Source organism: Clostridium sp. 10cd* (genome assembly GCF_044336395.1).
Classification (GTDB): Bacteria; Bacillota_I; Bacilli_A; order Erysipelotrichales; family Erysipelotrichaceae; genus Clostridium_AQ; species Clostridium_AQ innocuum.
In genome coordinates, this window is the sequence record NZ_CP172347.1 from 2768225 (window position 1) to 2790738 (window position 22514).

The 22514-nt window shown below is 44.3% G+C and carries 24 protein-coding genes; 6 read left to right on the plus strand and 18 right to left on the minus strand.

All coding sequences use genetic code 11. The features are described from left to right. Positions 1-65: 65 nt before the first annotated feature. The 10 genes from ACG3M1_RS13725 to ACG3M1_RS13770 all read right to left on the minus strand — a co-directional run bounded on the left by ACG3M1_RS13725 (position 66) and on the right by ACG3M1_RS13770 (position 9351). On the minus strand, positions 66-407 hold the full coding sequence (locus ACG3M1_RS13725; RefSeq protein ID WP_008817457.1) for a hypothetical protein: 342 nt from the start codon (positions 405-407) through the stop codon (positions 66-68). Between the two features lie 360 nt (positions 408-767). Next, a complete protein-coding gene (locus tag ACG3M1_RS13730; protein ID WP_008817458.1) occupies positions 768-2477 on the minus strand; it encodes an oleate hydratase in 1710 nt (569 codons plus the stop codon). A 151-nt stretch (positions 2478-2628) separates the two neighbouring features. Beyond that, positions 2629-3693 (minus strand): type IV pilus twitching motility protein PilT, encoded by a 1065-nt coding sequence (locus ACG3M1_RS13735; RefSeq protein ID WP_008817459.1) that lies wholly within the window; start codon positions 3691-3693, stop codon positions 2629-2631. Further along, positions 3693-4115 carry a hypothetical protein gene (locus tag ACG3M1_RS13740; protein ID WP_002610656.1) on the minus strand — a complete coding sequence of 141 codons (423 nt, stop codon included), beginning with the start codon at positions 4113-4115 and terminating at the stop codon, positions 3693-3695. Before ACG3M1_RS13740 ends, ACG3M1_RS13735 begins: the two co-directional genes overlap by 1 nt. Next, positions 4112-4513 (minus strand): hypothetical protein, encoded by a 402-nt coding sequence (locus ACG3M1_RS13745; RefSeq protein ID WP_002610654.1) that lies wholly within the window; start codon positions 4511-4513, stop codon positions 4112-4114. The genes ACG3M1_RS13740 and ACG3M1_RS13745 overlap by 4 nt, the downstream gene beginning before the upstream one ends. A gap of 12 nt (positions 4514-4525) precedes the next feature. Further along, on the minus strand, positions 4526-4987 hold the full coding sequence (locus tag ACG3M1_RS13750; RefSeq protein WP_008817460.1) for a DUF4860 domain-containing protein: 462 nt from the start codon (positions 4985-4987) through the stop codon (positions 4526-4528). Continuing rightward, positions 4984-5298 (minus strand): hypothetical protein, encoded by a 315-nt coding sequence (locus ACG3M1_RS13755; RefSeq protein ID WP_008817461.1) that lies wholly within the window; start codon positions 5296-5298, stop codon positions 4984-4986. Before ACG3M1_RS13755 ends, ACG3M1_RS13750 begins: the two co-directional genes overlap by 4 nt. Beyond that, positions 5295-6326, minus strand: coding sequence for a type II secretion system F family protein (locus tag ACG3M1_RS13760; RefSeq protein ID WP_008817462.1), 1032 nt, complete (start codon positions 6324-6326; stop codon positions 5295-5297). The genes ACG3M1_RS13755 and ACG3M1_RS13760 overlap by 4 nt, the downstream gene beginning before the upstream one ends. 12 nt (positions 6327-6338) lie before the next feature. Then, the gene (locus ACG3M1_RS13765; protein WP_008817463.1) at positions 6339-7256 is read right to left on the minus strand and encodes a transglutaminase-like domain-containing protein; all 918 of its coding nucleotides are present in this window, start codon (positions 7254-7256) and stop codon (positions 6339-6341) included. 709 nt (positions 7257-7965) lie between these two features. Continuing rightward, positions 7966-9351 carry an ATP-binding protein gene (locus tag ACG3M1_RS13770; protein WP_395814259.1) on the minus strand — a complete coding sequence of 462 codons (1386 nt, stop codon included), beginning with the start codon at positions 9349-9351 and terminating at the stop codon, positions 7966-7968. Positions 9352-10032: 681 nt separating this feature from the next. Here ACG3M1_RS13770 and ACG3M1_RS13775 point away from each other — a divergent pair. After that, the gene (locus ACG3M1_RS13775; protein ID WP_395814262.1) at positions 10033-10176 is read left to right on the plus strand and encodes a hypothetical protein; all 144 of its coding nucleotides are present in this window, start codon (positions 10033-10035) and stop codon (positions 10174-10176) included. Positions 10177-10191: 15 nt separating this feature from the next. Then, positions 10192-10713 (plus strand): peptidoglycan-binding domain-containing protein, encoded by a 522-nt coding sequence (locus ACG3M1_RS13780; protein ID WP_395814265.1) that lies wholly within the window; start codon positions 10192-10194, stop codon positions 10711-10713. A gap of 638 nt (positions 10714-11351) precedes the next feature. Here the strand turns inward: ACG3M1_RS13780 and ACG3M1_RS13785 are convergent. From ACG3M1_RS13785 to ACG3M1_RS13800, 4 genes are all read right to left on the minus strand, one after another. Continuing rightward, positions 11352-11486: a hypothetical protein gene (locus ACG3M1_RS13785; RefSeq protein WP_008817467.1), complete on the minus strand. Its 135-nt coding sequence runs from the start codon at positions 11484-11486 to the stop codon at positions 11352-11354. Between the two features lie 64 nt (positions 11487-11550). Next, on the minus strand, positions 11551-12345 hold the full coding sequence (locus ACG3M1_RS13790) for a MerR family transcriptional regulator (RefSeq protein WP_008817468.1): 795 nt from the start codon (positions 12343-12345) through the stop codon (positions 11551-11553). A 74-nt stretch (positions 12346-12419) separates the two neighbouring features. Next, complete coding sequence (gene murB / locus ACG3M1_RS13795; RefSeq protein ID WP_008817469.1) at positions 12420-13352, minus strand: UDP-N-acetylmuramate dehydrogenase; 933 nt, start codon at positions 13350-13352, stop codon at positions 12420-12422. 95 nt (positions 13353-13447) lie between these two features. Then, the gene (locus tag ACG3M1_RS13800) at positions 13448-14398 is read right to left on the minus strand and encodes a 2-hydroxyacid dehydrogenase (RefSeq protein WP_008817470.1); all 951 of its coding nucleotides are present in this window, start codon (positions 14396-14398) and stop codon (positions 13448-13450) included. A 141-nt stretch (positions 14399-14539) separates the two neighbouring features. Here ACG3M1_RS13800 and ACG3M1_RS13805 point away from each other — a divergent pair, with 141 nt between their 5' ends. Further along, the gene (locus ACG3M1_RS13805) at positions 14540-15595 is read left to right on the plus strand and encodes a lysylphosphatidylglycerol synthase transmembrane domain-containing protein (RefSeq protein ID WP_008817471.1); all 1056 of its coding nucleotides are present in this window, start codon (positions 14540-14542) and stop codon (positions 15593-15595) included. Positions 15596-15958: 363 nt separating this feature from the next. On the opposite strand, the gene ACG3M1_RS13810 is transcribed toward ACG3M1_RS13805, so the two are convergent. Next, on the minus strand, positions 15959-17233 hold the full coding sequence (locus ACG3M1_RS13810; RefSeq protein WP_009270969.1) for a serine dehydratase subunit alpha family protein: 1275 nt from the start codon (positions 17231-17233) through the stop codon (positions 15959-15961). A 122-nt stretch (positions 17234-17355) separates the two neighbouring features. Between ACG3M1_RS13810 and ACG3M1_RS13815 the strand changes: the two genes are divergently transcribed. Beyond that, positions 17356-18228, plus strand: coding sequence for a LysR family transcriptional regulator (locus ACG3M1_RS13815; RefSeq protein WP_002610629.1), 873 nt, complete (start codon positions 17356-17358; stop codon positions 18226-18228). 116 nt (positions 18229-18344) lie between these two features. Here the strand turns inward: ACG3M1_RS13815 and ACG3M1_RS13820 are convergent, their stop codons facing one another. Continuing rightward, positions 18345-19316, minus strand: a complete 972-nt coding sequence (locus ACG3M1_RS13820; protein WP_008817473.1) for a phosphotransacetylase — start codon at positions 19314-19316, stop codon at positions 18345-18347. A 182-nt stretch (positions 19317-19498) separates the two neighbouring features. Between ACG3M1_RS13820 and ACG3M1_RS13825 the strand changes: the two genes are divergently transcribed. Further along, positions 19499-19849, plus strand: coding sequence for a DsrE family protein (locus ACG3M1_RS13825; RefSeq protein ID WP_008817474.1), 351 nt, complete (start codon positions 19499-19501; stop codon positions 19847-19849). An 80-nt stretch (positions 19850-19929) separates the two neighbouring features. Then, on the plus strand, positions 19930-20604 hold the full coding sequence (locus ACG3M1_RS13830) for a phosphatase PAP2 family protein (RefSeq protein ID WP_008817475.1): 675 nt from the start codon (positions 19930-19932) through the stop codon (positions 20602-20604). 72 nt (positions 20605-20676) lie between these two features. On the opposite strand, the gene ACG3M1_RS13835 is transcribed toward ACG3M1_RS13830, so the two are convergent. Together ACG3M1_RS13835 and pflA are read right to left on the minus strand one after the other, a co-directional pair. Continuing rightward, a complete protein-coding gene (locus tag ACG3M1_RS13835; protein ID WP_008817476.1) occupies positions 20677-21564 on the minus strand; it encodes a fructose bisphosphate aldolase in 888 nt (295 codons plus the stop codon). Between the two features lie 200 nt (positions 21565-21764). Then, positions 21765-22505, minus strand: coding sequence for a pyruvate formate-lyase-activating protein (gene pflA, locus ACG3M1_RS13840; RefSeq protein ID WP_008817477.1), 741 nt, complete (start codon positions 22503-22505; stop codon positions 21765-21767). Positions 22506-22514: the final 9 nt, after the last annotated feature.

Here is a 22514-nt window from a genome sequence, read left to right on the forward strand (position 1 = left end):
CTTCAGAAAGCGTTTATAAAACAAAGGAGATGCCGTATAATTCATTTGAAAATGGTGATAAGTAATCAGCGGGAGTCATGAAGCATTTGATTTTCGCTTTTTCTTATCAGGATGTGCCTTATGAAAAAAACAAAGCGTATTCTTTTATCATAAATCATGGAATACTTTGCGGAATACCAGCAGCAGGTACCATCCTTTTTACGTTTTTTCATCTCGAAATAGCCATGCGGTTCCCCGGACAGCATCGCATTATAAAAGCGTATGAATTCCGGTATGCTTCCTCTCTCTACCGTACCGTCTTTCACAATACTCATTGGCACTTCATACATAATCTGCGAAAGGTCAAAGTCTTCGCTGATCTGCGGTGGCAGCGTTAACCTGCATTCCTCAATATCAAAGGTATACATCAGCTGATCCTACTGCTGCCTCCCTTTTACTATATCGAATGTCTGCAGTATTGTATTGCAATGTTTAGGTAATCTGTAATTTATGGAGCTGCAGGACAATCACAAATGGCAAATTTCTCACAGCCATGTCTCTGCTTCTAAACATCAGAAGACCGATCTGGAGAAGAATTCTTAACAGATAAATCCCAGAATCATGAAAAAAGGATCCATATCATCGTAAAAAAGATGAAAGTGACCCTTTTTGTTTATCCTGTTGTTTTTTCGTCAAAGCAGGAAGAAATCTTCAGTAACCCCAATCTTCTGCAGGTTGGGCGAAAGCTTCAACTGCTGATAACTGCTTTCTAAACGTGTATGGACTTATCAGCGAAGCATTGTTTTTGCTGCGACTGCGAGAACCTTTGGATTTTTATGATACGGTGTCACCGGGCACAGCTTCTTCTCAATACCAAGCAGTCCGTAAACTGCCATACGTGCTGCGCGTACAGAATATTCCTCCGTGAATACCATATCCTCCGGAATCTCCACAAATTGTGAAATCATGGCAAAATTGGTAGAGCCGCTTGGGATAACCAGCGGACGATCACTCATCGCTCTTGGCTGGAATTGTGAATCGATATACGGCATCATGCATGGGATGACGTTCACTACGGATTCCATGATATCCTTCGTATTCTCTTCAAAATGCAGATGGTGAATCAGCTCCATCAGGATTTCCTCACCGCTGCACTCCCGCATCGGTTTTTTCACGTAATCACCAAGCGCATCCGTATACAGGCCATAGCCCCAGAAAATTGTTGTATTGGCATCCTGTGCCTTGAAATGAGGCTGTGCTGCCACTACAATGGACATCAGCCAGCTGGAATCCTTAAAGGTCATAAGTGCACCACTGCCCGGAATATTGCCGGAGAACTGCTCAATCATTTTCAGCATCCTGTTCCCTTTCATTGTGACAGTGAAGCTCTCCCAATTGGTCTCCTCCGGCTTACCAAAGAATGGCGTTGGATCGCCCAGAACCGGCTTCTTTTCTGCAACTCGTTTCCACAGCTGCGCTGAAATCGGATCCTTTGGTTCATAAGGTGCCGGTGTTTTAAAGTCACCAAGCGTTGCACAATCCGTCATACAGCCATTTGTCATAATACATAAATCACTGTCCTCCAGATGGATGGTGCGCTGTTTTCCATTTTCCAAGAGATGAATATCTGTAACTGTTACACTGTCTTCCTTAAAATCCAGATCCTCGACAACAGCACGAATGCTGAAGTCCACACCAAAGCCCTCCAGATATGCCTTTAACGGAAGAATCACAGATTCATACTGGTTGTATGGTGTTCTGGTTACTCCCTCAAGCGTTTCAATACGTGGAAACTCCAGAATCATACGATTCATATACCGGCGGAATTCAAATGCACTGGACCATTTCTGAAAAGCAAAGGTTGTCTGCCACATATACCAGAAATTTGTAGTGAAGAAGTGCGGACTATCCTTAAACCACTGTTCAATGGTTACATCATCCAGCTTTTCTTCCGGTGTTGCAAGCAGCTTTGTCATCAGAAAGCGGTCGGTATTGTTAAACTGCATGCTGCGCACATCCTGAATCACGCCATAACGATCCACCAGTCTGGCCTGCGCATGCGTTGGATGCAGGTGATCAAAATTCAATATTTCTTCGGTCACACTTTTTCCCGGCCAGTCCAGAGAAGGAATGGAGGAAAACAAGTCCCAGAAGTTCTCATAGGTTTCCTCATTCAGCATTCTGCCCCCGCGGCAGACAAACCCATTCTGCATCGTCCCTGCACCGTCATTGCTTCCGCCAAGGATGCTCATCCCTTCCATGATATGAATATTCTCTCCATGAAAGCTGCCATCCTGAATAAGGTAAGCCGCTGCCGATAAGGAAGCCAGACCGCCGCCAATCAGATAGGCCTGCCGTTCCCCTTCTCTTCCGCTGCTCACCATGCTCTGGGCACTCTGTTCGCGTTTCTTCGTAACATGACGCACTGCCGTTGCTGCTGCAATACCCGCTGCAGCAGCCGCTGCACCTGCAGCAAGTTTCTTTGTCTGTCTCTTCATACAAATCTCCTCCTATGTTTTGATATACATATGCTACTTCTATCTGGTTTCAGTATAGCGCGTTTTCATGCCTGTGTATTTATACAGTTTTAATACTTTGTCTGTTTTCTTTTAGTATATGAAAAAAAGCGAAAGCCATGCGCCTTCGCCGTCACATATTTAACTTTTTACGCATGCGTTCCGAGTTACTCGCATACATCAGTGCAGCTTCCTTATCAATTCTGCCTGCTTCATACAGCTTCATAAGACTCTCATCCATGGTTATCATTCCCTGATCCCTTCCTGCAATCATGGAATTTTCCAGCTGATGAATTTTTCCTTCCCTGATTTGCGTACGAATCGCCGGATTGACGATCATAATTTCAAAAACAGGTATGATACCCCCATCCGTGGCCGGCACCAGCTGTTCACTGATAACAGCATGCAGCGTCATGGACAGCTGTACGCGAATCTGCTGCTGCTGTTCACTTGGAAATACATCAATCATGCGGTCAATGGTATTGGCTGCCCCCATGGTATGAAGGGTCGATAAAATTAAATGTCCGGTCTCTGCGGCAGTAACTGCCGTATTGATCGTCTCAAGATCCCGCATTTCTCCAACCAGTATGACCTCCGGGGCTTCCCGCAGGGCAGAACGCAGCGCGTTTAAATAATCCTGTGTATCGTGATACACCTCCCGCTGAGAAACAATGCTTTTTTTATGGGCGTGCAGATATTCAATCGGATCTTCTATCGTTATGATATGTACGTTGCGGCTTTCGTTGATTTTATCAATGATGCAGGCGAGCGTCGTTGATTTTCCGCACCCAGCCGGTCCGCTTACCAGAATCATTCCCTTTTTCACCGCCGCAAGAGATGTGATGACCTGTGGTATATTCAATTCAACAGGATCGGGAAGTTCAAAGCGGACAACGCGCAGAACCGCTGCCTGCGAATTTCTCTGCAGATAGACATTGCAGCGAAACCGCCCGACATCCGGTATGGAAAAGGAAAAATCATCATCCTTTTTTTTGAGAAAATCCTCATAGGTATTCTGCAGCGCATACTGATAAATTTCCTGAATCAGCTGAGCTGTGTCATTGGGCATCAGCCTGGTTTCCTGCATGGAGTGAATTTCTCCATTGATTTTAAAGGCATATGGATGCCCTGCTACTAAAAATATATCCGAAGCATCCCTTGCGATTGCTTCCTTCAGCATCTGTTCGATTGTCACCATCACAGTGCATCTCCCTTCGTAATTGTTTTCCATGCTTTTATATGAACAGCACTTCCCTGCTTCTGCAATCTCAGCTGCAGCTGCTGTGCATCCTGAACCGGTATTGTCACAAGCAGCTCATCCTGCTCCCAATCCGTTTTCATCGCATATTCCTGCAGCAGCGACTGCACCCTGCTTTGTTTCAGACTTTGCTGCAGGGTTTGCTTTGGATACTGCCGGAGTTCATCAATCAGCAGCTGTGCTCCCGCATCACTTTTGGCAACTGCCTCCTGATACAGCTTCTCTCGCTGTGCAATTTTTTCGTTTTGTAATGAGCGTGTGTACGAAAGTACTGACAAGATCATCATACACAAAACGACGAAAATCATGAAGATACTGGATGCTCCCAGACCAATCTGCACGCCGCGCTTTTCAAGCTTCATTTTTGAACGCCCCCTTCCAGCAGAAAGGGAAGACGTACAAGCTCTTTGTCATCGCGGTAAATACAAAGCTCACAAAGTGCCCGACCACTTTTTTCAACCGCTTTCTTCTGTTCAATTTCAACCCGATAATATCCTGCCTGCGAAGATGACCGGTTTCCGTTCTCATCCAAGTAAAAGATTTTCTTCTGCATTGCCTGCTGTACCTGGGGAATCTTTCGCTGTGCCACCAGATTTTCTCCATATTGCAGCGCATTCCGCGTATCTGCAGCCAGATTATTTTTATCCTTTGCCGTTCCCAAAACGAGCACACAAACCGCACTCGCCAGGGTAAAGAAGAAAAGCACAAAGATGAGCTCCATCAGAAACGATATCGATTTATTTGCATGACTCTCCCGCATAGCGCTTCCTCCTTACTCACTCTTCAGCTCCATCATCATACGGCTGGCTTTCCCCTGCTCATCGTGGATGCTCACTTGCAGCAGACCTCCATTTTCCTGTGCTTCAAAGTCATAAACGGTAAACAGTGATGTCCCTGCAGAAAGCATCGGCTTCACTTCCTCACTCGCATACAGCTCCCGCAGCTTTCCCTCATATTCATATATATAGGTAACAATACGTTCTTTCTTATCGTGTATTACAATCGCATCCGTGTCCTCCAGCTGTCTCACAGATACGGCCCCGTCTTCATCCGCACTTCTAATTTTTGCGCGAAGATATGCCAGGGGTGTATGCATACGCTCGACCTCTTCCCCCTGCTTAATGATAGCCTGATAGCTTCCGGTCTGAAACAGAAGCACCAGAAACGCACAGATTACAAATACAGTAAATAACGATAGAGAGAACAAAATATCAATGGAATGTCGTTGTTTCATGGCTGTTCACTCCTTGGATACACATCCGTATCCGGCATGATATTTGCCCCGATGTAATGATAGCGGATGCGATAGGCATCCTCCTGTATATACAAACCATAGTGCTGCTTCAGATACTCCAGCGACTGGGGGTATGCGCCCTCGATACTGTAGCATTCCAGTGCTGCCTTCTGAATTGCCTCCTTAGCACGCTGTGCATCCTCCCTGCTGAGTCCGCTGTCAGCTGTCGAAAATCCGTAATAGAGCATGACCAGGATTCCCATGAACATAAAAAGCTGCAGACCCAGCATTTTTTTCTTATGTTTCATCATCCGATGGATGACATAATGCTCATCAGCGGCAGCATGACAGAGAGCAGTATGATTCCTACGATTACAGATAAAACAATCACAATGACAGGTTCAATGGTATTCAGGAAGGTTGAGATACTGGTATCCACATCCTTCTCGTATAGGGTGCTCACCTTCTGCATGACCTCATCACTTTTTCCGCTGTGAAAGCCGGTGATGATCATACTCGCATATACTCCCTGATAAAGCGCCTGCTCGCGCAGACATTGCGAAAAGCTTTTCCCCTCCTGCATATCACTGCGGCAGGCATCAATTTTCTTTTGAACCGCCTCATCCCCGACAACATCCGTAAGATACCCCAGCGCCTCCTCCATTTCATACCCGCTCGTAATGAACAGCGACAGCGCATAGGTCATTTTCGCCATGACCATGTTATGGTAGAGCCGCTTTGTCATAAACAGATGGGAAAGGAACGATTTACCTCCTGATTTTCTAAAGGTCACTGCAAGTAGAATCCCCCCCAGCAGGAACAGTGTCAGTATGATAAAGGAGGCTGTGGCAAACAGCTGTCCAAAGCGCATCATGGAGGCGGCCGTCCCCTGAAGGGCAGCTCCCATATGCAAAAGAACCTTTTCAAATATTGGCAGAACCTTCCATACGATAATGCCGACTACCGCCCACATCATCAATAACAGAATCGAGGGATAGGTCAGTGCCTCCTTCAAGGATTGCTTCAGGTCACTGCTGCGCTCATAATATAGCGCCAGCTCCTTCATAACATTATCGAGATGACCGCTGATTTCCCCGATTTCAACCATTTTCTTGGCATACGTGTCGAAATACGGAGCCTCTTCCAGCGCCGCGCTGAAGGAACCTATGACATGTACCTTTTCCAGCAGACATGCGGCAGCCTCCTTCATATGCGGATTATCCGTATCGTCCCCTATAATTTCCAGCCCCTCCTCGACAGATAGTCCGCCTGCGAGAATCATCGACATCTGGGTACAGAAATCAAACATCTCCTCAGAGCGTAATGTTGTATGTGTCATACCGTTTTCCTCCTAGTAGTAATACTTATCTTCATAGTCATCTTTATAATCAATGTCACTGGCATCAAAAGTTGGATCCATACGGCTCCATTTCTTTGCATGCAGCAGAATATCGGGATTGATCCATCCCTTTCCCTCAATATATACCTCAACCCAGGCATGATACTCAATCGTGGTATTTCCCGTTACCAGTCTGGTTGGAATCTGCTGGCTGCGCAGCATCGCCGCAAGCAGAGCCGCATAATCAAAGCATATCCCTTTTTTGCTTTCCAGTGTTTCATCCACGACAGGAAGCACATAAATATCCTCTACTTCCTTCGCCTTTTTCGAATCATAGCTGATGTTATCCACAACATAATTATACAGTGTCGCAATCCGCTTCAATACGGTATCATCATCCTTCGTCAGATCAAAGGCTTTTTTTACAGCCGCTGTATGACTGTCATAGTTCACCGTCTGATTTGGATATAAAAACGGTATCCGCTCATTTTCAAGCTTGACATCCACTGACAGGGTCAATGTGATCGTATAGGTTTTCCCGGAACGATTTTCGAGTACCTTTACCAGATATGTTCCGCTTCCCTGCTCAAAGGGAAAGGTTTCATATTCGTTTTCCTTTGTAAAATCATATGCGATGTTTCCTACACCGTCCTTGGTTATCTGGAGGCGCATCCTTTTTTCAGGCTTGTGCAAAAGCTTGGCCTGCAGATATCCGCTGCTTGTATTGCTGTAATCGATTTGTACCAGTCCGCTGGAATCCACAGCCACCTGCTCTCCGGGGCTGCTGGGCAGACGAAGCTCAGACATTTTCGGACTCGGTGATGGTTCATATTCGCTTGGATACTTCTTACCGTCTTCCTTGCCTGCACAACCGCTGATCAGCAGCAGAGCTGTCAGAAAGCATAGAAAACGTCTGAATTTCATGCTCATACCGCTCTCTCCTTGTTTTGATTATTATAGCATTCTTTTCATCAGGAGAAAAGCTTTCTTACCATATGCCCACAATGAGAAAAGCAGGAGGCAGAAAGTAAAACAGAAACAACTATCTGCATACAGCAAAAAGCTATATTCGCTACCGGAATACAGCTCGTTCCAATTTTCATTGCATCCTGTTTAGGATTATACATTTTGGATATCAATGACAGTATACTATTTTGCCAGTGCATTTTAAAACAGCGCATTCTCCTGATCCGTGTCCTTATTCACCGTTATTGTATCCACTTCACATGATATGAGTCTTAAGAGCAGAGTATCCTTAGAAGCAATTATATCTGTTACTTCCGATCTTCTTCTGTTTTATAATAGTGGAAAGCCATGTTTGCATCCGGCTTATTTATGATATCAAGTCTACATAATCAAATTTAATAAAGTAATCCATATTTTAATTATTTTTCTTTCCCTTCCAAAAGCTTGTTCATGTAACTATCGTGTTTCAATTTGCTCTGCCATCATATTTGTTTCATCTAACTTAAAACATATACAGAATGTTTCTCATCACTGATATTTTCAATTTTGGCGTATTTATCTCTTAAATCAGGATTTAATTTAATAATAGTCATATATTGTCAAAAAAACGATTGATGAATAACATAATTAACCCTTAACACATTTTTTTAAATTTAAGAAAACTATATACAGATTACTCAAATAAATCATCAATCGTTAACAGAATTGCACAATCTATTTCTGCTTGTCGTTTTACTGGTTCCGTATATCCGGATTTACTTACAAAATATAAATATATTTCTTTGATATTTGGAAATGCTTTTGTAGCATTTACGAGATCGGTATATTCTTCAAGAGGCATAGGACTAGATGTGAATTTACACTCCATGAAGATTGCTTTTTTTCCACTTCGATCAATTGCTAAAACATCAACATCATCTTGTGCTTTGATACTTGGATTATTCCCCCACCATTTTCCTATAGAAAATGGAATAAAAGGAAGTTTTCTTTGCTTTGCCTGATGAATTAAATATTCTTTACATACACCTTCGAACACATCACCCATAAGGTTTGAAATATCATTCATAATTTCTTCAGCAGCATCTTTTGCGCCTAACATTGCATAATAAGCGTTGTTTGTAAATTCATAGCGAAACCAAAATCTTAAGAAGTTATCTTTTATTACATAAATTGATTTTTTAGATTTATCGTTTTCGCCACATGGAACTCTTTTTTCAATCAAGCGTAATGTTTGAAGCGTTGTTAAATACTTAGAAACTTTTGTTTGACTCTCGTATATATAATCTGCAATTTCGATGATTCTGTTTCTTCCATTCGCAATTGCAGAAAGTATGGAATTATAGGTGTTTGTTTCTCGTAATTCTGCTTTCAATAAATTTTCAGGTTCTTCATATAAATAGGAACCATTTCGAATAATTTTAGAAACTATATTTTCTCCAATGGATTTATCAGCATCAAATGCTTCTAAATATCTTGGAATACCACCTAAAATACCATAAGCAATCAACTTATCTTCATTGCTATAGTTAGGAAAGAAATTACTGCTTTCTAAATAATCGAATGGTATTATTTCAAGGGTTGCCGTTTGCCGATCATGTAATGGACTTTTTCTTCCCATGATTTCATTCTCCATGACACTAACTGAAGAACCACAAAGAACTAAAAAGATATTTTTATTCTTCCAGCTATGATCAATGGCATGTTGTAGAAGTGATTTAACAGAAGGGTTTTCTTCAATGATATATGGAAATTCATCAATAATAAGTGCAGTTCGATCCTGTATTTTATTACCAATATACACAAAAGCATCTTCCCAGCTTTTAAATGATGAAATAAATTGCTGATCAAAATAAAGTTGTATTGTTTTTGAGAAATCTTCTAAATTTAATGCATCATTTTTTTCACGTGCAGGAAAAAAGATTGCATTTGTATGTTTTGAAAATTCTTGAAGCAATGTTGTCTTACCAACTCTTCTTCGACCATACATAACTAAAAACTCAAACTTTTCACTTTCGTATAATTCATTCAAATAGTTTAATTCAGCTACTCTTCCTAGCATAGTATCCCTCCTGTTTCGTTTATACACTCATAAATATTATACTCTAAAGTATATAAATATTCAATCGCTATAAACTCTCTTTTTACATAGGACTTCCCTCTTTCCGCATGGTTGTCACCTGTAAGTGCCACTGCGCCTTGATTATTTAAGCCTGTCTACTTGTTCCACCCCTTATGCACGTTCCCTCACGAGTTCGTTGGGCTTCCTTTGCGTTTGGCTGCACCCTTAACGCCATAAGTCTTTCACTCATGCAGAGTAGTTATCATCTCCTGATTTTTGAACAGCTCTTCCTATTAGATACGTATTCAATTTGCATCAGAATTACGAAATCTGTATGTGTAACTGCCTGTCACAAGAAAAACCGGAATACAGCTCGTTCCAATTTTCACTGCATCCTGTTTAGGATTATATATTTTGGATATTGACAGATTACTATTTTGCCAGTGCATTTCAAAACAGCGCATTCTCCTGATCCGTGTCCTTATTCACCGTTATTGTATCCACTTCACACGATATGTGTCTTATAGACCAGAGTCTCCTTGGAAGCAGTTATTATATCTGTTACTTTCAATCTTCTTCTGTTTTATAAAAGAGGAAAGCCATGTTTGCTTCCAGCTTATTTATAAATACCCATCCACGTTTGTCTGTTTATCATAGGATGTATGGAAAGGAGGCAGATATATGGCAAAGGTTATCGTATATAATGTATATACGCAGGCATTGGAAACCTTCTATCTGGAGGAAAATGATCCAATGCCGTATGCATACGATCGAACAATGCTGGTGAGAGAATTCAGAGGATCGTCGCGATCCAGTGTTCTATAGACAACAAATGCGGCAATGGAAGCATGGAATGCAACACGAAGAACCTATGGAGCCCCCATACCTTTTCGGTATGCATTTAAACGAATCTGGGAAGGCGGACATGGGAAGCAGTCACAGCATTATGCAGGTGTTTCCTTCGATGTGGGACAGGCATTGACGCAGGCAGAGCGTAACAGAATCTGGAATACTGCGAACAATCTTGGTGTCTGGGTTTATGTGGAGCCTATTTACATGACACCGACCTGGGTACACTTCGACAAACGGTATGGCACACCGGCCTGCAGTGCCGGATTCCCTGTTTTACGCAGTGGCAGCCGTGGTGTTTACGTTTTGATTCTACAGGATGCATTAAACGCATTAGGCTACAGTACACAGACCCTTGATGGGGTATTCGGAGGAAATACACGGAATGCATTAGTTGCATATCAGCGTGATAACGGACTCAGTGCAGATGGTGTAGTCGGATGTGGAACCTGGACAAGGATCGTTAATGAGGTAGTAGGAATCGGAAGGACTCCAACGGTTATCGATCCGTAGAAAAAAAAGCGTGAGTATGAGTTTACTCACGCTTGTACATAAGAAGTTTTATTTTCTATGATGGAGAATCCATACAATTTCCATAAAAAAGAAAAAGGATGAAATAACTTCAGACCTGAAGTCTTTGTTCTCTATTTCTTGGAAACTGTAGTCAAAAGGTGGTGTTTACATGGTTCACTCCATTACAGATTAAAGGATAGAATTAAAAAAATGAAAAGCAGAAAATTCCATATTATCTGGATCACTGCCCGTAATACTGCCATGAATGACTCTGATGTAAATTCACTTGTGATTCGTGGGCAGAAATTAGATTCTGCCGTTATTTTTTCGATTGCAAAAGATGTATATGAGCAACCTGGAAAAAGTAGATGTATATGAAGGCAATGAAATCACTAGAAAAACACCATTATTTTTTTCTTTTATGAAAAAAGGAATTAGATTGGAATGAATTTTTCCTTATGCTGATCCCTTTTATTTCAATCAAACAGCTGTCTGACTGCAAATCTGTAAGCTAACAGGGATTGCATACATAAAGGCTTCCACCGGTACTCTATTCACTGACATCGAACTGCCATAATATAAAAAGATTTCAGAACACATCCTCTGAAACCTTTTTCTTACAAACATGATGGCCGATGTCATTTTTTAGGACTACATGTCCCTCTGCTACTCACATGAACCTGAATACCGTTTTTAAGCGGTGCTATAAAAAACCCGGTAATAACACCAAGCAGAAACGCATTCAGTAGATACGACTTCTGACGCTGTACCATGAAAGCTCCTCCTGTAATCCCCTACAGAATAGCACGAAACATATACAAACGCAAGTCTGATTCCCTATATCCTTATGTATGGAATCGCCAACAGCTCCATCACCACCGGTTCCTGTTCCTTTGAAAACGTGCGGTACACCTGACGGCTGTAAACCTCACCGCTTCGCTTCAGATTATGCTCCCTGAAAAATGTGCGAACGGTTTCCGTTATTCCAGCATCCGTCTTTAAATTGTCAAATGTGCATAGAACAGCATGTGCTGCACTGCGTAAGTGAAAATATGGATTCTCACAATACTGTGCATATTCCGCACAATCCTTATAAATTCCAAACCCCTTTTCACTTCTCCAGACACCATTCTCTTCATAATAATGAACGCTTTGGAAAAAAAGATCCGCATGATTGGAAAAATTGTGAAATCCCTTTGGCTGCTCCTGTGCAAAGGAGGACTGAATGCAATGCTGTGTTGATATGAAATACATATCCGGGCGCATTCCGTAAATGCACCTTCCCTTTGATTGCTCTGCAGTCTGTAGGATATCCAGACAGTTCATCAAATTGCTTGTTTTCATCTGCAGAATTCTCAGCCGCTCCTGCGTTGATTGCAGAGTTTCCGATATCACCTGCTCATAGGAATGCAAAGAACCATTCAGAAACTGCTCCCGTATCAGCTGCAAACTGATTCCCATCTGTGATAAACGTTGTATGTACAGCAGCTGGCTCAGCTGCTCCTCGGTAAAGTATCGGTAATTGGTCTGCGGATCCTTTTCCGGTTTGATGAGTCCCATGCGCTCATAATGTCGTATTGCCTCCGTAGTAACACCCATAACCTTTGCAATATCGCCGATTTTATAAATCATAGCATTCACCCCCAGCTATTGTAATCCTCTTTCCAATTTCTGTATAGTAAAATAATCGATTTTAGCTGCTGTAGTCACGATCTGTGCTCATTTCTCAGAAACCGGATTTCACACTCCAGCTCATAGCCGCTATGCTCTTTGACCTCCTGCTGAACTCTGTGAATCAGCTCCAGAAAATCCTGACTGCTGGCAGCCCCGCGATTGATAAGGAAGCCGGCATGCTTTGTGGATACCTGTGCATCATGCACCTCTGTCCCCATCAATCCAGCATCCCGTATCAAAGCAGAAGCATAATTTCCCTGTGGCCGTTTAAATGTGGAGCCTGCACTATAGGCATCCAGCGGCTGCTTTTCTCTTCGCCGCCGCATCAGCTCCTCCATTTGTGCCAGGATTGCCTCCTGTCTTCCAGGAATTAGTGCATACACAGCTTCCAGTACGATACCTCCATGCTTTGAAAAACGACTATGCCGGTAGGACAGCTCCAGCTGTGCTGCACAGCTTGTATGAAGACTCCCGTTTTCATCCAGCCAAACCACTTCAAGCAAAACATCCTTTGTTTCTCCGCCATACGCTCCTGCATTCATGTAAACGGCCCCTCCGACACTTCCCGGAATTCCACAGGCAAACTCCAGACCGCTCAGAGAATGCGCTGCACAAAATGCACTTACCGCCTTGATGGCTGCCCCGCTTTGTGCACGCACACGATTTTCCTTCTCCAGTCGGATGCTGTTAAAATTCGTTGCCAGGACGATGACCATTCCCTGAAAGCCTTCATCCATTGCCAGAACATTGCTGCCGTTACCAAGCAGAAACCATTCTATGCGGTGCTGTTTGCATACTGCCAGACACTGCTGAATCTGTGTAATACTGGACGGCTCCGCCAGAATCTGTGCCTCCCCGCCGATATGCAGTGTCGTATATTGCTTTAATTCAATATGTCTTCTTGCCGCAATCCCTTCATCCTGAAGGAACTGGTATGCCTTTTCAAATATATCCACATATATCATCCTCTCCCCTCTATTATATGTGGAATCTGATAATGTTAAATAGAAATGCCCGTAAAATTCATTCTCATCCCAAAAGAACCACGCCACGCAGGCATTCAGACAACCCGGTTGATAACAGTTCCTTCCATATACGCTTCGATATTTGCGGACACCAGCTGTAAAAGACGCTGTCTGGTTTCCAGACCACGCCATCCCATATGCGGTGTAATAATGACATTCGGCATTGTGTACAGTGGATTATCCTCACGCATTGGCTCCTCTTCCTGCACATCCAGTGCCGCTTTGGCAATCCGCTTGTTCTGCAAGGCCGCAATCAGCGCCTGTTCATCAATCAGGGCTCCACGAGCCGTATTGATAATAGCGGCGGAAGGCTTCATCATCGACAGATGCACTTCGTCAATCAGATGTCTGGTTTCAGAGGTAAGCGGACAATGCAGAGAAACATAATCACTTTCCTTTAAAAGCTCTGGCAGGGAAACAAAGCGTACTCCCTCCACATGCTCGCGCGGTGTTCTCGTATACACCAGAATTTTCATATCCAGGACTTTAGCAATACGAATCACCTCCTGTCCGATACTGCCGTAACCGATAACTCCCAGCGTCTTATCATTGACCTCGGTATGCTCCACCAGCATATGGTCTGTAAAATTTCGGTAATCTTTATGTTCCAGCATTTGCAGCTGCTCGCGCATGGAGCTGCTAAGGCTTAAAAGCAGCATAATCGCCGTATGTGCCACACGCTTTGTGGAATAAGCGGGCGTATTGCACACAATGATTCCCTTTTTGCGGCAGGCCTCCAGATCGATATTGTTATAGCCGGTCCCTGCTTCACAGATTAAGCGCACACTGTCCGGAAACTGCTCAATCAGCGCTTTGGAAAGCCCCAGCTCCTTACTGACTACAATTTCACAATCCTGAACACGCTGTAGAATCTCCTGTAAATCACTATCCTCATAAGCAACAACATCTCCCTTTATACAGCTGATATCAAGCCTATGATCATAATTGATTCGTGCGATATTTAACATACAGATACGATGCTTCATATTTCCCTCCTTGTTATAGCAGCACATTCCGTAAGCTGTTCCTATAACCTTTTCCTTATACGATAATATTTTATCATGTTTTTCAGGAAATCTGTCCTTTTTCACAAAATTGTAGTATCCTTATGCATGTGAGGTAATCTTATGAAGAAATGGATAAAGCAAACAATAAAATATATACTGCTGGCGATGTTTGTTGCCGGCATGCTCTATTTCAATATCAAGGACCATGCTGCGGAAATCTTCGATACGCTGCAGCATTTGCAGCTACGCTATACGCTTGGACTGATACTGCTCAGTGCTTCTGTTTATGTGATAGGAGGAATCGGAATCTGCGTGCTGTGCAGGAAGGTCAATCCTGCTTATCAAATGAAAAGCGGAATATCCAATGCAATGATTTCCCTTTTCCTGATGAATGTCAGTGCCTCCGCTGTAGCAAAGGCGGCGCAGATGCTGTTATTTAAGGTCAGGAACATATCATGGGAGCAGGGCTGCAGTATTCTCGTCATGGATCAGATTCTGTATCAAATATCCTATATGGCGCTCAGTGCATGTGCTGTTTTCATCAGCTGTGATTTTCTGATCCCTTTATTTCCAAAGGAAAGCATCCTGGCGCTCACCGGCTTTGCAATCAGTATTTTCCCCATCCTTATTGTCGCGCTGCTGTTTCTGTGGCCGGGTGTTTTCGCAGGACTGAGCAAAGGTATCGGCTATCTGATTGACAAACTGCAGCTGCCATTTGACAAGCTGTCCATCCAGCATGCGCTGCAGCGCTTCGCAGATTCTCTGCAGACAGCAAACGGTCTGTATAAAAAGGATTACCGAGTGATGCTAAGGGTTCATCTACTGAACACAGTAAAGCTGAGTATACGGCATTCTCTGCCGCTTCTCATCGCATTCTTTCTGCAAATTGATCTCCGTCTGCAGGATATCCCACTCTTTTTTTCAGCATCCTTTTTTGTAGATCTGATATTATCTGCTCTTCCGGTATATGGCAAGCACGGCGTAGCAGAAACAACCTTTACCCTTATATTTACTCCTCTCGCCGGTGCAGCTCAGGCTGCCAGCATCATGCTGGTATGGCGGGCAATCACCTTCTATACCAATACCGTGCTTGGTGGTATCTGCATGATCCTGTCTCCGGATATCAGCCGCAGCAGTCTGAAGGAAATCAAGCAGAATTCCAAGATGTCAACTTAGCAGGAAGCGTTATAGCTCATGCTGAAACAAATTCAGCAGCTTACAGAAAATGAAGTCACCCATATGTTCGTGATGCTTTGCATTGCCATATCTATGATTATAGCAAATGCATGATCCTATCCGCATGAAAAAGCACGGCTGCATACTTTCTAAATGCAGGCAAAAAAATCTCGAAGCTGTGCATTTCCTAATGAGTTCCCATTTGTATAAGCTTAAAAACCTGAAGAAAGCAGGCTGTTAGACAAAAACTGAATGCCGTATACAATCCGTCATGAATTCCTGCACCCTAAAAAGCTGTCTGAATCACACGTTTGTCCGTGTATGAATCAGACAGCTTTTCTGCAGCTTGCCTCTTTTCAGCCGTTAGTTTTGTATCATCAGCTTTATGATCTCATCATCCGTTTCCTTCATGCCATCTCTTGCCAGCTGACCGACACCCATGATGGTTTCCTCAATATCGCGGCAAACAATACCCTCTCCGCGATAGAACTGCTTTCCCTTTTGATACATCATACAGCCCATGATGCCGGCATCAACCGCCGTTGCTATTTTTGCGGCACAGGAAGGCTTTGCACCGTCACAAATCATACCTGACGTTATTGCGAGTGCATTGACAATGGCATGGCAGATATGATCATAATCTCCGCCCAGCAGATATGCAATCCCTGCACCTGCGCCTGCACCTGCACTGACTGCACCACAATAAGCGGATAGCCGACCGATATATTTTTTCTGATACAGTGTGGAGAGATTGGATATGAGCAAAGCCCGGTACAGCTGTTCTTCACTGGATTGGAGCTCCCTTGCATAGGCGATTACCGGAAGAGAGCAGGTCATTCCCTGATTTCCGCTTCCGCTGTTGATAATAACCGGCAGCTCACAGCCGCTCATTCTGGCATCACTTCCCGCCGCAGCCAGAGCACGGGCACGAATCTGTACACTGTCACCATAGGTAGAGAGTAGCACGGAACCGATATTGGCACCATAGGAATGGGCTAACCCCTCTTCCGCTATGGCGGTATTGCATTGAATCTGTCGATCCAGTATCTCCTTTACATCCGCAAGATCCGCTATTTCTGCAAACTCATAGATACCCTGCATCGAAAACTGCATGGCATCCAGCTGCTCCTGTGTATCCTTGCGTGCCTCTTTGTCCAGCACACACCTTCCATCCTCTTCAATACGTACGATATTGGAATGCTCATTCTGGATACATACCAGTACAGTATGCTTATCTCCGGAAACTCTGACACCGACCTGCAGGGCACAGCTGCACTGCTCATGATGTACATACACTGCTGTCTTTTCAAGAAAAGCTTCCATTTGCGCGATCTGCTCCGTACGGACATGAGAAATAACCTCCAGTCCGAGGGTTGGATCACCGGCGATAATACCAATAGCTGCCGCACTTTGGATTCCCTTGCGTCCTCCGGTATTCGGCACCGTAACGCTTTTTACATTTTTGATGATATTGCCACTGGCATAAATATCCACCTGTTTTATATCTTCCTTCAGGCGTGCAGCTGCCTGTGCTGCCGCATAGGCAATCGCAATCGGCTCTGTACACCCCATCGCCGGAACGAGCTCTTTTTTCAGCAGGGTCACATATCCTCTGTACTGTGCATCCTGTTTTTTCATAAAATTTCTCCCTTTTCGCATTTTGCGTTGACTTCTCTTTAAATGTATTATATCATCACCATATATTTATGAAAATTTTATATATTTTATAAGATGATTAAATTATCTTTATGGGAGGATTTATGGAATTACGTACACTACGAACATTTCAGCGGGTAGCTCAGCTGAAGAGCTTCTCAAAGGCTGCGGCTGCACTGGGCTATACACAGGCTGCGGTCACCATTCAAATTCAGCAGCTGGAAAAAGAGCTGCACACCCGTCTGTTTGACCGTTTCGGCAAGACGATTTCGCTTACGCAGCAGGGAACTATATTTTATGACTATGCCTGCCGCATCCTCGATGAAAGTGAAAAAGCCAAGCTTGCGCTGCAGGAAGCACAGGAGCTGGAGGGACATCTGCGCATCGGCATGACGGAATCCCTGTGTGCATCCTCCTTTCCAAAACTGCTGCATGCCTTTCATACAACGTATCCGCATATCTCCATCAGCGTGGAAACCTCATCACCGGAAATTTTACTGGATATGATGAATCATAATGAGCTGGATATCGTCTATTTCATCGACCGCCGCCAGTATCATCCCGACTGGATCCGCGTCGTTGATGAACCGGAGGAAATCGTGTTTGTCTGCCATCCCTCTCATGCGCTGACAAAACGGAAATCACTGATTCTCAAGGACTTATTACAGGAGGAGCTGATTCTGACGGAAAGTGCAGCCAGCTATCGTTATGAGCTGGATCAGTATGCCCTGTCCATCAAACAGCAGGTGCATCCATACCTGGAAATAGGGAATACAGAATTCATCATACGGGAGCTGTTGAGTGAATGTGAGATTTCCTTTCTTCCCGCCTTCTGTGTGCAGCCCTATGTAGATCAGGGACGTCTGTCCATCCTGCGGCCGCGAGATTTTCAGCTGCGTGTATACCGCCAGATTGTTTATCATAAAAGCAAATGGCTCACACCGCATATGAATGCCTTTTTATCCTTTGCTTCCTAGTGGATCTAAATTTTTGAGCGTTCTGAGAGGTCCCTGTGCACCTGTGTCTAGCCTCTCCTGAGGCTAATGCACAAGATATTTTAAAAGCATAAAAAGACGGCATCTGCCATCTTTTTTCAAGATCGATTCTCAACTGCCTGCACACCGGTGATGATGCCGATGGAATAGATCGTATCCACGCTTGCCCTGCGCGTCAAGATATTGACCGGTTTACGCAAGCCCTGTAAAATCGGGCCAAACATGGTAAAGCCACCCAGCTCGACAGCAATCTTATAGCCGATATTTCCGGCATCGATATTCGGGAATATCAGTGTATTCATCTCCCCGGCGATGGCTGAATGCGGAGCCTTTACCTTTGCGACGATTGGAGAGATTGCCGCATCCACCTGAATCTCCCCGTCAACAGCAAAATCCAGCGGCATCCGTTTCAGATGCTCCGCTACGACGCGCACCTTATCCACACTTTCTCCGCTTCCCGACCCAAACGAGGAATACGATAAAATACCAACCTTCGGTTCAATACCAAACTGCCGTGCTGTTCTGGCACACTGGAGGGTAATCTCCACCAGCTCCTGAACCGATGGATCCACATTCAGTGTACAGTCCCCCATAATATAATGGATGTTATCCCGCTCCAGCAGAACACAGCTGGATACGGTTCGCTCATTCTCGGCAGTCCGAATGAGCTGTAAAGCGGGACGCATGGTTTCCGCTGTTGTTGCGATAACACCGCCAACCAGACCGTCAATATAGCCAAGCTCCAGATACATTGTTGAAAAATAATTGATATCCTTTAGTTTATCCTCACATGCTTCCCTGGTCCAGTCACCACGGCGAATCATCAGCATGCGTGACACCATTTCCGCCTTATTCGCAAAGCTTTCCATATCTGCGATTTCCACACCGCTGATATCAGCGCCAAGCTCCTTCGCATGCCAGAGAATTTCCTTTTTATGACCAATCAGCACCGGCAGTATAAAGCCGTTTTCCACATGCCGTATCGCTGCACGGATCACGTCGGGATTCGCTCCCTCCGCAAATCCGATTCTGGGATGCTTACCCAACAGATGATGCTCCAGATTTTTCATATGCCAATCACACTCACCTTTCTTTACAGCTATTCTACCACCTGTGATAACGCTTTCAAATAAAAACTTTATGAATTTTTTCACAACATTTGGAGAACACGGCAGGTTTCCTGCTTGCAAGTATATGCCAGGTATCGTACAATGAGCATAAAGACAAGGAGCCAAGAGAAGGAGGTGCTGATATGAACGTGATATTTCACATCGACGAAGAAAAACGCTGGCCGCTTGTACAGGGAAATGTAACCCATATGCTTGCCTATTGCGAACAGCTGCAGCAGGATTTCCATATCGAAATCGTCGTTAATGGAAGAGCTGTCCGGCAGCTGAAGGAGGAGGCCGCAGAGCAGCTGGAATACAAAGCAGTTTTCTGTGATTTTATAAAACGCGGTGTCATCATAGCCGCCTGCCGCAATGCCATGAAGGGGCAGAGGATGGAGGAGCAGGAGCTTTTAAACGGTGTGACAACGGTTGCAAGCGGTGTTGTGGAGCTTGCCGTTAAGCAGCAGGCGGGATATTCCTACATCAAACCGTAATCCGGCGAAGGTCGGATTTTTTATTTGAAATAAATGGAAATCCATACTATAATAAATACCACCTGGAAAGGAGGATGCACATGCTGAAAAAAACGGCAGCCTGGATCAGGGAGCATCCCTATGCGCTGTGCCTTCTTTATTTTATCCCCTATCTGATTTACTTTGAGCTTTTGGAGGCCTTTGCGGTTCCCAAATTTATCATACACTGTCCGCTGGATGACTGGATCCCTTTTCATGAAGGCTTTGTTATACCTTATTTTGCCTGGTTCCCCATGCTTGCAGTCTCTCTTGGTTATTTTCTGTTCCACTCGCGAAGGGATTTTCTGGATCTGTGCTTTATTATGTTCACCGGTATGACAATCTGTCTGCTGATCTATACCGTACTGCCCAACGGTCTACAGCTGCGTCCTGCTGTTGTACGTGACAATCTGCTTGCCCGTATTGCCGGAATGCTGTATGCCATTGATACACCGACGAACGTCTGTCCGTCCATTCATGTTTCCAGTACCGTGGCGATTATGATCATTGTCATGCGCTATCAAAAGTTTTCTCATGCGGCACTGGTCAAAGGCTTTACCCTGTTATGCGGAATCGCAGTATGTCTTTCAACCGTTGTACTGAAACAGCATTCCGTCATTGATATCGTTCTCGGAGGGCTTCTCACACTTATCTTATATAAGGTATGTATGCAAACAGACTGGATGAAATATCTGCGCAAACTCCCATATAGGAAGCTTCTATCTCGTAAATCTTAGGCTTTAAAGCATGCAAAAAGATGCAGACCTTCTGCATCTTTTTATAGGGGCTCCATGCGTACATGCTATCTCTCAGGTAATGCTGGCATCATAAATAGACTGTATGGAGCTTTTCAGTAAGGCTTCAAATTCATCATCACTCTGGGTTACGCAAAGTCCCTGTGATAATGCACGGGAGAAGCTCGCAATCAGTCCCGGATTTCTTGCAAGCCTTTCATTCGCTTCATCTCTTGTATACCCTCCGGATAATGCGACTATGCGCAGAACATGCGGATCATTCATCAGCTCTGTGTAGAAACCGTCAACACTTGGAATGGTCAGCTTGAACATAATGATTTCATCTGCTGTCAGCTTCGCCAGATGCTTTTTGATTTCCGCCTTCAGCAATACCTCACAATCCGCCTTATCCGATGCTGTAATATCTACCTCAGGCTCAAGAATCGGCACCAATCCTGCCGCACAGATACGTTTACCGATAGCGAACTGCTGCTCGACGATAGCGCGGATACCATCCGTATTGCTTTCCCTGATAACAGAGCGCATCTTCGTTCCAAAGATATGGCGCTGTTTTGCACGCTCGAGCAGCTCCTCCAGCTGTGGAATTTCCTTCATCAGCTGAACGCCGTTTTCCAGTGGGGCAAGCCCCTTGTCCACCTTCAGAATCGGAAGAATTCCCTTTTGATTCCACAGATAGTCAGCAGTGTACTCGTTGTTCACCTTCCGTTCCATAGTGTTTTCAAACAGAATGGCTGCAAGTATATGCTCGCTTGTAAAGGAAGGGCATGTCAATATTCTGGTTCTCATCTCATGAACCAGATCAAACATCTCTTCATCGCTATGATATGCATCCTCTGCAATACCATACAGTCGAAGTGCTTTCGGTGTACTGCCGCCGCTTTGATCAAGCGCCGCAATAAAACCTTTGCCTGTGTGCATGCGAATACGTTTTGGATCACTCATGATGATACCTCCTTCCATCTATTGTCATCATACCACTTTATGATGCAAAAAAACAGTGCTATTGAGTATTTCAACATATCGGTATGCAGCATAGTCACAGCAGCATCAATGCATTGGATGGAATAAAAAAGGGATATCTAAAGTATCGTAGGAATAAAAAAGCCGGTTCTTCCTATTCAGATGTCCGGCTTTGTGAGTATTCACGAATCATACTGTGCTGTATGTAAAAGCTCATTCGCATGCTTTACGAGTGCTTTGTCCGGAGGCAGGACATCCTTTAGTGCATAGGTATAGCCAAGCTCCTCCCACTTGTAGGCACCCAGTGTATGATATGGCAGAATCTCAACACGCGCTACATTATGCAGAGTCTGCAAAAAGGTATCCAGCTTTTGAAGGTCCTCATCACTGTCATTGATACCAGGTACCAGCACATGACGAATCCAGACAGGCTTACCGATATCAGAAAGATATTTTGCCAGATCCAGAATATTGCGGTTGCTTTTTCCCGTCAGTGCGCGATGCTTTTTTTCATCATAAACCTTAAGATCCAGCAGGATGAGGTCTGTGACATTCATCAGCTCCTGGAATTTATCAAAAAAGTCCCCTTCACCGGTAAACGGATTTCCCGCCGTATCCAGAACGGTGTGAATGTTTTCCTTCTTCGCCTTTTGAAACAAATCCAGAAGAAAGTCAATTTGCAGCAAAGGCTCTCCCCCGCTGACCGTAATACCGCCGTTTTTGCCCCAGTAGCTGCGATAACGCATCGCACGCTTCAGCAATGCTTCACTGTCTGTATCCGGCTCCCCGCATTTCCAGGTATCCGGATTATGGCAATACTGGCAGCGCATGGCACAGCCTTTTAGAAATATAACAAAGCGCACCCCCGGTCCATCAACGGAGCCAAAGGTTTCAATGGAATGAATCGCTCCTTTTACACTCATAACATCACC

Excerpts from the sequence above, each read along its gene's own strand:
- ACG3M1_RS13725 (WP_008817457.1), bottom strand. The coding sequence starts at position 407 with ATGTATACCTTTGATATTGAGGAATGCAGGTTAACGCTGCCACCGCAG.
- ACG3M1_RS13785 (WP_008817467.1), bottom strand. The coding sequence starts at position 11,486 with ATGGTACAGCGTCAGAAGTCGTATCTACTGAATGCGTTTCTGCTTGGT.
- ACG3M1_RS13735 (WP_008817459.1), bottom strand. The coding sequence starts at position 3,693 with ATGGTGACAATCGAACAGATGCTGAAGGAAGCAATCGCAAGGGATGCT.
- ACG3M1_RS13790 (WP_008817468.1), bottom strand. The coding sequence starts at position 12,345 with ATGATTTATAAAATCGGCGATATTGCAAAGGTTATGGGTGTTACTACG.
- ACG3M1_RS13830 (WP_008817475.1), top strand. The coding sequence starts at position 19,930 with ATGCTGAAAAAAACGGCAGCCTGGATCAGGGAGCATCCCTATGCGCTG.
- ACG3M1_RS13805 (WP_008817471.1), top strand. The coding sequence starts at position 14,540 with ATGAAGAAATGGATAAAGCAAACAATAAAATATATACTGCTGGCGATG.
- pflA (WP_008817477.1), bottom strand. The coding sequence starts at position 22,505 with ATGAGTGTAAAAGGAGCGATTCATTCCATTGAAACCTTTGGCTCCGTT.
- ACG3M1_RS13820 (WP_008817473.1), bottom strand. The coding sequence starts at position 19,316 with ATGAAAAATCTGGAGCATCATCTGTTGGGTAAGCATCCCAGAATCGGA.
- ACG3M1_RS13810 (WP_009270969.1), bottom strand. The coding sequence starts at position 17,233 with ATGAAAAAACAGGATGCACAGTACAGAGGATATGTGACCCTGCTGAAA.
- ACG3M1_RS13730 (WP_008817458.1), bottom strand. The coding sequence starts at position 2,477 with ATGAAGAGACAGACAAAGAAACTTGCTGCAGGTGCAGCGGCTGCTGCA.
- ACG3M1_RS13755 (WP_008817461.1), bottom strand. The coding sequence starts at position 5,298 with ATGATGAAACATAAGAAAAAAATGCTGGGTCTGCAGCTTTTTATGTTC.
- ACG3M1_RS13760 (WP_008817462.1), bottom strand. The coding sequence starts at position 6,326 with ATGACACATACAACATTACGCTCTGAGGAGATGTTTGATTTCTGTACC.
- ACG3M1_RS13765 (WP_008817463.1), bottom strand. The coding sequence starts at position 7,256 with ATGAGCATGAAATTCAGACGTTTTCTATGCTTTCTGACAGCTCTGCTG.
- ACG3M1_RS13740 (WP_002610656.1), bottom strand. The coding sequence starts at position 4,115 with ATGAAGCTTGAAAAGCGCGGCGTGCAGATTGGTCTGGGAGCATCCAGT.
- ACG3M1_RS13800 (WP_008817470.1), bottom strand. The coding sequence starts at position 14,398 with ATGAAGCATCGTATCTGTATGTTAAATATCGCACGAATCAATTATGAT.
- ACG3M1_RS13780 (WP_395814265.1), top strand. The coding sequence starts at position 10,192 with ATGGAAGCATGGAATGCAACACGAAGAACCTATGGAGCCCCCATACCT.
- ACG3M1_RS13770 (WP_395814259.1), bottom strand. The coding sequence starts at position 9,351 with ATGCTAGGAAGAGTAGCTGAATTAAACTATTTGAATGAATTATACGAA.
- ACG3M1_RS13745 (WP_002610654.1), bottom strand. The coding sequence starts at position 4,513 with ATGCGGGAGAGTCATGCAAATAAATCGATATCGTTTCTGATGGAGCTC.
- murB (WP_008817469.1), bottom strand. The coding sequence starts at position 13,352 with ATGATATATGTGGATATATTTGAAAAGGCATACCAGTTCCTTCAGGAT.
- ACG3M1_RS13815 (WP_002610629.1), top strand. The coding sequence starts at position 17,356 with ATGGAATTACGTACACTACGAACATTTCAGCGGGTAGCTCAGCTGAAG.
- ACG3M1_RS13750 (WP_008817460.1), bottom strand. The coding sequence starts at position 4,987 with ATGAAACAACGACATTCCATTGATATTTTGTTCTCTCTATCGTTATTT.
- ACG3M1_RS13835 (WP_008817476.1), bottom strand. The coding sequence starts at position 21,564 with ATGAGTGATCCAAAACGTATTCGCATGCACACAGGCAAAGGTTTTATT.
- ACG3M1_RS13775 (WP_395814262.1), top strand. The coding sequence starts at position 10,033 with ATGGCAAAGGTTATCGTATATAATGTATATACGCAGGCATTGGAAACC.
- ACG3M1_RS13825 (WP_008817474.1), top strand. The coding sequence starts at position 19,499 with ATGAACGTGATATTTCACATCGACGAAGAAAAACGCTGGCCGCTTGTA.